The organism is Rhodocyclus purpureus (assembly GCF_016653115.1).
Lineage (GTDB): Bacteria > Pseudomonadota > Gammaproteobacteria > Burkholderiales > Rhodocyclaceae > Rhodocyclus > Rhodocyclus purpureus.
Genome location: NZ_NHRX01000063.1, coordinates 192,759 through 202,767, shown reverse-complemented (window position 1 = coordinate 202,767; position 10,009 = coordinate 192,759). Strand labels below are relative to the sequence as shown.

10 protein-coding genes are annotated in these 10,009 nt (G+C 66.5%); 7 read left to right on the top strand and 3 right to left on the bottom strand.

Annotated elements, in window-relative coordinates:
- Window positions 1–223 precede the first annotated feature (223 nt).
- The 4 genes from CCR84_RS13790 to CCR84_RS13775 all read left to right on the top strand — a co-directional run bounded on the left by CCR84_RS13790 (window position 224) and on the right by CCR84_RS13775 (window position 3,792).
- The gene (locus CCR84_RS13790; RefSeq protein WP_201213392.1) at window positions 224–502 is read left to right on the top strand and encodes a type II toxin-antitoxin system RelE/ParE family toxin; all 279 of its coding nucleotides are present in this window, start codon (window positions 224–226) and stop codon (window positions 500–502) included.
- Between the two features lie 107 nt (window positions 503–609).
- Window positions 610–1,176 (top strand): ATP-dependent protease subunit HslV, encoded by a 567-nt coding sequence (hslV, locus tag CCR84_RS13785; RefSeq protein WP_201213390.1) that lies wholly within the window; start codon window positions 610–612, stop codon window positions 1,174–1,176.
- A 63-nt stretch (window positions 1,177–1,239) separates the two neighbouring features.
- Complete coding sequence (gene hslU, locus CCR84_RS13780; RefSeq protein ID WP_201213388.1) at window positions 1,240–2,589, top strand: ATP-dependent protease ATPase subunit HslU; 1,350 nt, start codon at window positions 1,240–1,242, stop codon at window positions 2,587–2,589.
- Window positions 2,590–2,730: 141 nt separating this feature from the next.
- Window positions 2,731–3,792 carry an Rpn family recombination-promoting nuclease/putative transposase gene (locus tag CCR84_RS13775; protein WP_201213386.1) on the top strand — a complete coding sequence of 354 codons (1,062 nt, stop codon included), beginning with the start codon at window positions 2,731–2,733 and terminating at the stop codon, window positions 3,790–3,792.
- Between the two features lie 37 nt (window positions 3,793–3,829).
- Here CCR84_RS13775 and lysA read toward each other — a convergent pair whose 3' ends face one another.
- Complete coding sequence (lysA, locus tag CCR84_RS13770) at window positions 3,830–5,074, bottom strand: diaminopimelate decarboxylase (RefSeq protein WP_201213384.1); 1,245 nt, start codon at window positions 5,072–5,074, stop codon at window positions 3,830–3,832.
- A complete protein-coding gene (gene lptM / locus CCR84_RS13765) occupies window positions 5,071–5,307 on the bottom strand; it encodes an LPS translocon maturation chaperone LptM (RefSeq protein WP_201213382.1) in 237 nt (78 codons plus the stop codon). The genes lysA and lptM overlap by 4 nt, the downstream gene beginning before the upstream one ends.
- A gap of 36 nt (window positions 5,308–5,343) precedes the next feature.
- Between lptM and cyaY the strand changes: the two genes are divergently transcribed.
- Window positions 5,344–5,682, top strand: coding sequence for an iron donor protein CyaY (cyaY, locus tag CCR84_RS13760; RefSeq protein WP_201213381.1), 339 nt, complete (start codon window positions 5,344–5,346; stop codon window positions 5,680–5,682).
- Between the two features lie 284 nt (window positions 5,683–5,966).
- Here the strand turns inward: cyaY and CCR84_RS13755 are convergent, their stop codons facing one another.
- Entirely contained in the window at window positions 5,967–8,261 is a 2,295-nt protein-coding gene (locus CCR84_RS13755; RefSeq protein ID WP_242508728.1) for a penicillin-binding protein 1A, read from the bottom strand.
- An 85-nt stretch (window positions 8,262–8,346) separates the two neighbouring features.
- Between CCR84_RS13755 and CCR84_RS13750 the strand changes: the two genes are divergently transcribed.
- Together CCR84_RS13750 and aroB are read left to right on the top strand one after the other, a co-directional pair.
- Window positions 8,347–8,904 carry a shikimate kinase gene (locus tag CCR84_RS13750; RefSeq protein WP_338052619.1) on the top strand — a complete coding sequence of 186 codons (558 nt, stop codon included), beginning with the start codon at window positions 8,347–8,349 and terminating at the stop codon, window positions 8,902–8,904.
- Entirely contained in the window at window positions 8,892–9,980 is a 1,089-nt protein-coding gene (aroB, locus tag CCR84_RS13745; protein WP_201213377.1) for a 3-dehydroquinate synthase, read from the top strand. Before CCR84_RS13750 ends, aroB begins: the two co-directional genes overlap by 13 nt.
- Window positions 9,981–10,009 lie beyond the last annotated feature (29 nt).

The window sequence follows — 10,009 nt, the reverse complement described above, 5'->3', positions numbered from 1 at the left end:
TTTTCCCATGACGCTCACCACAGTCGCTCTTTACGACCGCAGCTCAGGGTGGTTTGGCATCTCCGCCTGATCGGCGACACCGAGGGGCCCGCCCTCATCACTGGTACAGCATGACTTCGCGGACGTTTGCCGCTACGTCTTCTTGGCACACCGACAACTATCTTGACTCAGGGGGCGTGCAGGAGTCCGCCGAAGCGCACGCCGCCCGGCTGGATTCCATGGCATGAGCTACGCGCTGGTTTTTACCGATGGCTACAACCGGCGGGCTTCCCGCTGGCTGAAGAAGCATCCGGAAATGCGCCAGCAGTATCTGAAAACCTTGCAGCTGCTGGAACTGAACCCCCGTCATCCGTCGCTGCGCCTGCACGCCTTGAGCGGTCGCCTCGAAGGCGTGTACGCGGTATCCATCAACCTCTCTTACCGCATCACGCTCGAACTGCTGATCGAGGGGCAGCAGATCATCCCGCTGAACGTGAGCGATCATGATGCGGCATATGGCTGAGCGCTGTCCGCGAGGCCCTTCACCAAGCTCGGGGTGAAGGGACGAACAAGGGCCGCGTCAATAATCCTGGGGTTCGCCCCATCATCCCTCCCCAAAGCGAGAAGCTCATGGAACAGTATCACGGCACCACCATCCTTTCGGTCCGCCGCGGCGACCGCGTCGCCATGGGCGGTGACGGGCAGGTCACGCTCGGCAACATCGTCGTCAAGGGGGGCGCGCGCAAGGTGCGCCGGATCCACGGCGGCAAGATCCTGGTCGGCTTCGCCGGCGGCACGGCCGACGCGTTCACGCTGTTCGAGCGGCTCGAAGCGCGTCTCGACAAGCACCAGGGCATCCTCTTGCGTGCCGCGGTCGAGCTCGCGCGCGAGTGGCGTTCCGACCGCGCCTTGCGCCGGCTCGAGGCCATGCTCGCCGTCGCCGACCGCGAGCATTCGCTGATCATCACCGGCAACGGCGACGTGCTCGAACCCGAGCTCGGCATCGTCGCCATCGGTTCCGGCGGCGCCTACGCGCAGGCCGCTGCGCGCGGGCTGTGGGAGAACACCGAGCTGGCGCCGGTCGAGGTGGTCAGGAAGTCGCTCGAAATCGCCGCCGACCTGTGCATCTACACCAACCACAATTTCACGCTCGAAACGCTCGGCGACGACGCTCCCGCCGCGGGCGCCCAGGCCTAGCTTGGCGCCGTTCCTCGTGCTTCGTCCCTCGTCCCTCAAGCCCTCCGTCCATACAGGTTCACCATGTCGCAAATGACACCGCAGGAAATCGTTCACGAACTCGACAAGCACATCGTCGGCCAGGCCAAGGCCAAGCGCGCGGTCGCCATCGCGCTCAGGAACCGCTGGCGCCGTTCGCAGGTCTCCGAGCCGCTCCGCCAGGAGATCACGCCGAAGAACATCCTGATGATCGGCCCGACCGGCGTCGGCAAGACCGAGATCGCGCGCCGTCTGGCGCGGCTGGCCAACGCGCCGTTCATCAAGATCGAGGCGACCAAGTTCACCGAAGTCGGCTACGTCGGCCGCGATGTGGACACGATCATCCGCGATCTCGTCGAGGTCGCGATCAAGAACGGGCGCGAGCAGGCGATCAAGGGCGTGCGCATGCGCGCCGAGGACGCCGCCGAGGACCGCCTGCTCGACGCGCTGCTGCCGGGACCTCGACCAGGGGGGATCGGTTTCGGCGAGGAACCGCAGCCGACAAGGGCGGGCGAGGATAACCCGACGCGGCAGAAGTTCCGCAAGCGCCTGCGCGAAGGCGAACTCGACGAGCGCGAGATCGAGATCGACCTGGCGGCGGCACCGCTGCGTGCCGAGATCATGGCGCCGCCGGGGATGGAGGACCTGTCGGCGCAGTTGCAGGGGATGTTCCAGAACCTCGGCGCCGGCCGTACCAAGCCGCGCAAGCTGAAGATCGCCGAGGCGCGCCGCCTCTTGATCGAGGAGGAGGCGGCCAAGCTCGTGAACGACGAGGAAGTGAAGCTCGCCGCGGTGAAGAATGTCGAGCAGAACGGCATCGTCTTCCTCGACGAGATCGACAAGATCGCGGCGCGATCGGACATGCACGGCGCCGACGTCTCGCGCCAGGGCGTGCAGCGCGACCTCCTGCCGCTGGTCGAGGGGACGACGGTGACGACCAAGTACGGGATGATCCGCACCGACCACATCCTGTTCATCGCCTCGGGCGCCTTCCACCTGTCGAAGCCGTCCGACCTGATCCCCGAACTGCAGGGGCGGCTGCCGATCCGCGTCGAGCTCGATTCGCTCTCGGTCGCCGACTTCGAGTGCATCCTTACCCAGACCGACGCCTGCCTGACCATGCAGTACCGGGCCCTGCTCGCGACCGAAGGCGTCAGCCTCGAATTCACCGCCGACGGCATCGCGCGCATCGCCGAGATCGCCTGGTCGGTGAACGAGAAGACCGAGAACATCGGCGCCCGCCGCCTGCACACGGTGATGGAACGCCTGCTCGAAGAAGTTTCCTTCAACGGCGGCCACCGCGGCGCCGAGACACTGTGCATCGACGCCGCCTACGTCGACCAACGACTCGGCGAGGTGGCTAAGGACGAGGATCTGTCGCGCTACGTGCTTTAACGAATCCTGCCGTACCCGTCGGTACGGCCGTTTTACCTGTTTGGAATTTTGCGTTTATCATGTGCGCGGTTCACTCCCTCCTGCTCCGGCGACGATTCCTGTCGGGTGGGAGCCGATTTCCAGATCAGGATCCTCCGCACCATGATCGACCACGACAGCTCTTACAAGCACATCTTTTCGCACGCCGAGATCATCGCCGACCTGTTGCGTGGGTTCGTGCGCGAGGACTGGGTCGAGCAGATCGACTACGCAACGCTGGAAAGGGTCAGCGGCAGTTATGTCACTGACGATCTGCGCGACCGCGCCGATGACATCATCTGGCGTGTCAGGGTCAGCGACAGCTGGCTGTATGTCTATCTGTTGATCGAATTCCAGAGCCGGGTCGATCCATGGATGGCGCTGCGCATCCTGGTCTATACGGGTTTGCTCTATCAGGATCTGATCAGGAGTCGGGCAGTGGGCAGCAAGGACAAGCTGCCGCCGGTGTTCCCGATCGTCATCTACAACGGCAAGGGCAGATGGACCGCCGCCCGCGATGTCGCCGAGTTGATCGAACCGTTCCCCGGCAGTCTGGCAAAATACCGCCCGAGCCAGCGACATTTCGTCCTTGACGAGGGGAGGGTTGGTGGAAGCGATTGTCTTCCGGAACACAACACGCTGTCCGAAATCATTCGCCTTGAACTCAGTCCAAGCCCTGCAGCGGTGCGCGCGATCATCGCCAATCTGGTCGATGCCCTGAGCGACGTGCGCTACGACAGCTTGCGCAGGGCGATGGTCCTCTTCATCAATCGGGTGGTGCTCGAGCGGCTCGTTCCCAACGAAAAAATTCCCGAAGTCACGAATCTACAGGAGTTAGACGCCATGCTCGCCGAACGCGTAGTGGAATGGACCGAGAAATGGAAACAGGAAGGCCTGCAGCAAGGCCGTCAGGAAGGCCTGCAGCAAGGCATACGGGAAGGCATGCAGCAAGGCATACGGGAAGGCATGCAGCAAGGCATACGGGAAGGCATGCAGCAGGGCATGCGGCAGGGCAAGCTGGAGGGTGAGGCCGCGGTGCTCGAGCGCCAGCTCACGCGCCGTTTCGGTCCCCTGTCGGTCGAGGTGCGTGCGCGTATTTCCGGCGCCACGCTCGAGCAGCTCGAGCATTGGGCCGACACCATCCTCGATGCGAAATCGCTGGACGAGGTCTTCGTCCAGCACTGATCGATGTGGGGACAGCGTCCTGCTGTCCCCACGCTGGCTATTTGAGCACGCTCTCGCCGGCGTAAAGCTCGGCGACCGTCTCGCGGCGGCGGACGAGGTGCGCATCGCTGCCGTCGACCATGACCTCGGCGGCGCGCGGGCGGCTGTTGTAGTTCGAGCTCATGCTCATGCCGTAGGCGCCGGCCGAGAGCAGCGCGAGCAGATCGCCGGGGGCGAGCGCGAGTTCGCGCGCGCGGCCGAGGAAGTCGCCGGTCTCGCAGATCGGTCCGACCACGTCCCAGGTCTGCGCTGCTTCGTCACGCGGGCGCACGGCAACGATCTCGTGCCAGGCCTCGTACAGCGCCGGGCGCGCCAGGTCGTTCATCGCCGCGTCGATGATCGCGAAGTTCTTCGCTTCGCCGGGTTTCAGGTATTCGACGCGGGAAAGCAGCAGGCCGGCGTTGCCCACCAGGCGCCGGCCCGGTTCGAGCAGGACCTTCAGGCCGCGACCTGCGAGCTTCGCCAGCAGCGGGCGCAGGTAGTTGGCGATCGTCGGTGCCTCTTCGTCCTTGTAGCGGATGCCGACGCCGCCACCGAGGTCGATGTGCGAGAGCGTGATGCCGTCGGCGGCCAGCGCGTCGATCAGCGTCAGGATGCGGTCGAGCGCTTCGGCGAAGGGCGAGGGGTCGAGCAGCTGCGAGCCGATGTGGCAGTCGATGCCTTTCACCGCCAGGTTCGGCAGCTGCGCAGCGCGACGGTAGAGCGTGCGCGCCTCGTCGAAGGCGACGCCGAACTTGTTTTCCTTGAGTCCGGTCGAGATGTAGGGGTGCGTCTTCGCGTCGACGTCGGGATTGACGCGCAGGCTGACCGGCGCGACCTTGCCGAGACGTCCGGCGACTTCGTCGAGGCGCTCGAGTTCGGCGGCCGATTCGACGTTGAAGCAGAGGATGCCGGCGGCGAGCGCCTGTTCCATCTCGGCCGCGGTCTTGCCGACACCGGAGAAGACGACCTTGCCGGGGTCGCCGCCGGCAGCGATCACGCGCTGCAGTTCGCCGCCGGAGACGATGTCGAAGCCGGCGCCGAGGCGCGCGAAGACGTTGAGCACGGCGAGACTGGAGTTGGCCTTGACCGCGTAGCAGACCAGCGCATCGACACCGGCGAGTTCCTGCGTGAACTCGGCGAAGGCGGCGCCTAGTGCGGCGCGCGAATAGACGTAGCAGGGGGTGCCGAAGCGCTCGGCGATCGTGTCGAGGGCGACGTTCTCGGCGTGCAGCACGCCGTCTTTGAGGGTGAAGGGATTCATCGGGCGCTTTCGCTGGGCGTGCTAGGATTGGTGGTCGAACCGGTGGTCGAACCGGTGGTCGCTGCCGGTGCTGCGGGCGGCGTCGCCGTCTTCGCCGGGGCGGCGCCCGGTTTCGGCGGCAGCGTCAGCGGGCCGCGCGTACCGCAGCTGGCGAGCAGGAGGGCGGCAAGAGCGAGCGCTGCGGCGGCGGCAGGCGTCCGGCGCAGGCTGTTGCGCAAGGAAGTGCGGCGCATCGGTGATCAACCCGAAAAAGGAAGAAATGTTAGCACATGAACGAAAGCGAATTTGACGCCCTGTCCGGGGCAACACTGGCACGCATCGAGGCCGCCTTCGAGACGGCGATGGAAGACTCGGCGGCCGAACTCGACTTCGAGACGCCGACTGCCGGCGTGATCGAACTGATCTTCGCCGACGGCAGCCGCATCGTCGTCAATCGCCACGCGGCGGCGCAGGAAATCTGGGTTGCCGCGGCTGCCGGCGGTTTCCATTACCGCTGGGACGGTGTCGCCTGGCGCGACACGCGCGACGGCAGCGAACTGATCAGCGCGCTGTCGCGGCTCATCTCGGCGCAGGCGGGGGCGGAAGTCAATCTGGAGGGGGGTGTCTGACTCGCCTTGCCGTGAAACTGCGAGGGGGTGAAGCAAAGGCGCTGCCGGGAGCAAGTGCGCGTCATCGCGAGCCCGCAGGGCGTGGCGATCCAGTGCGTAGGGCTATGTCCGATGCGGCCGCCAATTGCGGTGAAGGCCTGCCTGCCGCCAGAATTTAGTAGGCCTGTACCGTCATTTAAAGGGCGCTGAGATAGAAGAACGAGCTGGATTGCCACGGCGCTGCGCGCCTCGCAATGACCGAATCGAAGCGAACGAACGCCTTTGATGGCAGTGCGGCGCGCCCGTCAGTCCACCGCCGGCGCGCCGTCGCCGGCCGGCAGTTGCGCCTGCGGTTCGCTGGGGACGCTTTCCTGGTAGAAGATTTCCCTCGCCAGCTTGCCGCCGCGGCCGGGCATCTCCATGCTGACGATGCCTTCCGGTTGCGGCATGACGCTTTCCGGGACGTTCCTGAGGACGCGCGACATGTAGCCGATCCAGGTCGGTAGCGCCGCGCTGCCGCCGGTTTCGCCGCCGCCGAGATTCTTCGGCTGGTCGAAGCCGATCCACGAGCAGGCGGCGACGGTCTGCTGGTAGCCGCAGAACCAGGCATCGACGTGCTCGTTGGTGGTGCCGGTCTTGCCGGCGAGGTCGTGGCGCTTGAGCGTTGCCGAGGCCTTGGCGGCGGTGCCGTAGATGGTTACGTCGCGCAAGAGGCTGTCCATGACGTAGGCGTTGCGCGCGTCGATCGCCCGCGTCTCCTCGTTGCCGGCAGTGACCGGCTGCGCCCGCGCCAGCACGCGGCCCTTCTCGTCGCGGATTTCGCTGACGATGAAGGGGGTGACGCGATAGCCGCCGTTGGCGAAGACCGAGTAGGCGGCGACCATCTGCCACGGCGTCACCGACCCGGCGCCGAGCGCCATCGTCAGGTAGGGCGGGTGCTTGTCGGCGTCGAAGCCGAAGCGGGTGAGATAGTCCTGCGCGTAATGGACGCCGATCGCGTCGAGCAGGCGGATCGAGACCATGTTCTTCGACTTGGCCAGCCCGGTGCGCATCGTCATCGCGCCTTCGTACTTGCCGTCGTAGTTCTTCGGCTCCCAGAGCTGGCTGCCGGTGACCGACGCCGGGAAGGTGATCGGCAGATCCTCGATCACCGACGCCGGAGTGAAGCCTTTTTCCAGCGACGCCGAGTAGATGAAGGGCTTGAAGCTCGACCCCGGTTGCCGCCACGCCTGCGTGACGTGGTTGAACTTGCTGCGGTTGAAGTCGAAGCCACCGACCAGCGCGCGGATGGCGCCGCTCTGCGGGTCGGCGGCGAGGAAGGCCGATTCGACCTCGGGCATCTGCGCGATCTGCCAGGCGCCGCGGTCGTCCTTCTGCACGCGGATCAGCGCGCCGCGCCTGATCCGCTTGTTCGCCGGCGCCTTGTCGTCGAGCATGCGTGCGGCGAACTTGAGTCCTTCGCCGGACAGCGTGACGATCTCGCCGCCGCGACGGTAGGCACGCACTTCCTTGCTGCCGGCGGCGAGGACGATCGCCGGATGCAGGTCGCCGACGTCGCTCACGTCGGTGAGCAGTTCTTCGAGCGCCTCGTCGTGATCGCCCTTGATCGCTGAGAGGTCGAGGTAGGCCTCGGCGCCGCGATAGCCGTGGCGACGGTCGTAGTCGAAGACGCCGCGGCGGACGGCGGCGTAGGCGGCTTCCTGGTCGGCCTTGAGCAGGGTGGTGTAGACGCGCAGGCCGCGCGTGTAGACGTCATCCGGGAAGCGCTCGGCGGCCATCTGTCGCGCCATCTCGGCGACGTATTCGGCATGCACCGCGAATTCGCTGGCGTCGCGCTTGAGCAGCAGCGTTTGTTCGAGCGCCGCCTCGTGCTGTGCCTTGTCGATGTAGCCGAGTTCGAGCATGCGGCGCAGGACGTACTGCTGCCGCAGGCGCGCGCGCTTCGGATTGACCACCGGGTTGTAGGCCGACGGTGCCTTCGGCAGGCCGGCGAGCATCGCCGCCTCGGCCGTCGTCAGGTTGGCGAGCGGCTTTCCGAAATAGATCTGGGCCGCCGAGGCGAAGCCGTAGGCGCGCTGCCCGAGGTAGATCTGGTTGATGTAAAGCTCGAGGATCTGGTCCTTGGACAGGTTGGCCTCGATCTTGAAGGCGAGCATGATCTCGTAGATCTTGCGCGTGTAGGTCTTTTCGGCCGACAGGAAGAAGTTGCGCGCGACCTGCTGCGTGATCGTCGATGCGCCCTGGCGCTTGCCGCCGCCGATGACGTTGGTGATCGCGGCGCGCACCATGCCGAGCGTGTCGACGCCGCCGTGCTGGTAGAAACGGTCGTCCTCCGCAGCGAGGATGGCGTGCTTCATCACCTCGGGAACGTCGGCGATGCGCACGACGGCGCGGCGCTCTTCGCCGAACTCGCCGATCAGCGCGCCGTCGGCGGTGTAGATGCGCAGCGGCACCTTCGGCTGGTAGTCGGTGAGCACCTCGAGCGAGGGCAGCTTGGGGTAGGCCAGCGAGAGGAAGATCGCCCCGACGGCGAGACCGATGGCGGCGAGACCGACGACGAAGACGAAGGGGTAGAGGATCCAGCGGAGAGCGGGCGACAAGGGAGTTCCAGTGTGGGCAAAGCTGAACCCCGCATTATATGCGTCGCCCGCGGTCCCGGCATGGCGCTTGCGATAGAATGCCGGCGTGAATACCCGCTGCCCCACTCCCCACCCTTCCCCCTCGTCGCCGAACATCTTTCTCGTCGGCCTGATGGGCGCCGGCAAGACCACCGTCGGCCGCTCGCTGGCGCGCCGGCTCGGCTACCGTTTCGTCGATTCCGACCACGAAATCGAGGCGCGCACCGGCGTCTCGATCCCGACCATCTTCGAGATCGAAGGCGAGGCGGGCTTCCGCCGGCGTGAAGCGCTGGTGATTGCCGAGCTCGCTGCCGAGCATGGCCAAGTGATCGCCACCGGCGGTGGCGCCGTGCTGCTGCCGGAGAACCGCGAGGTCCTGCGTGCTTCCGGTTTCGTCGCCTATCTGCGCGTGCCGCCCGCCATCCTCTACGAGCGCACGCGCCACGACCGCAACCGGCCCCTGTTGCAGGTGGCCGATCCGCTGGCACGGCTGGAGGCGCTGCACGCGCAGCGCGACCCGCTCTATCGCGAAGTCGCCGACATCATCGTCGACGGCGGACGCGGCAACGCGCAATCGATCACCTGCTTACTGGCCAAGGAGGCCACCCAGCGATGCAAACTCTGAACGTCGAACTCGGCGATCGCTCGTACCCGATCGTCGTCGGTACAGGCGCCATCGCGCGCGCCGACCTGATCGCGGCGGCGCTACCGCAGCCGCGCGCGGTGATCGTCAGCAACGAGACGGTGGCCCCGCTGCACCTTCAGTCCCTGAAGGCGCCGCTCGCCGCCGCCGGCGTCGACACGCTCGAGGTGATCCTGCCCGACGGCGAGGAATACAAGGACTGGCCGACCCTGAACCGCATCTTCGACGCGCTGCTCGCCCATCGCTGCGAGCGCTCGACGACGCTGATCGCGCTCGGCGGCGGAGTCATCGGCGACATGACCGGCTTTGCCGCCGCCTGCTACCAGCGTGGCGTCCCCTTCATCCAGGTGCCGACGACGCTGCTGGCGCAGGTCGATTCCTCGGTGGGCGGCAAGACCGCGATCAACCACCCGCTCGGCAAGAACATGATCGGCGCCTTCTACCAGCCACAACTGGTGCTCGCCGACACCGACACCCTGGCGACCTTGCCCGACCGCGAGTTCCGCTCGGGGCTCGCCGAGGTGATCAAGTACGGACTGATCCGCGACGCCGAATTCCTCGGCTGGATCGAGCAAAACGTCGACGCGCTGCTCGCCCGCGATCCCGAGGCGCTTGCCCACGCGATCCTGCGTTCCTGCCGCAACAAGGCCGAAGTCGTCGCCGCCGACGAGCGCGAGAGCGGCGAGCGCGCGCTGCTCAACCTCGGCCACACCTTCGGCCACGCGATCGAGACCGGCTGCGGCTACGGCGTCTGGCTGCACGGCGAGGCGGTCGCCGCCGGAACCCTGATGGCCGCAGAACTGTCCCACCGTCTGGGTTGGATCGACGCGGCGACGCTGCAGCGCATCGAAGCGCTGTTCGCCCGCTGCGCCCTGCCGGTGCATGGCCCCGCACTCGGCGTCGAGCGCTACCTGGAACTGATGGCGCACGACAAGAAGGTCCAGGACGGCAAGTTGCGCCTGGTGCTGCTCAAGGCCGCCGGCCGCGCAGTCCTGAGTTCCGCGGTGCCGGCCGGCGACATCGGCGCGGCGATCGAAGCGCGCTGCCGCGCCGACTGAATCAAGGGGACGGTATGCTTGATTCGAAA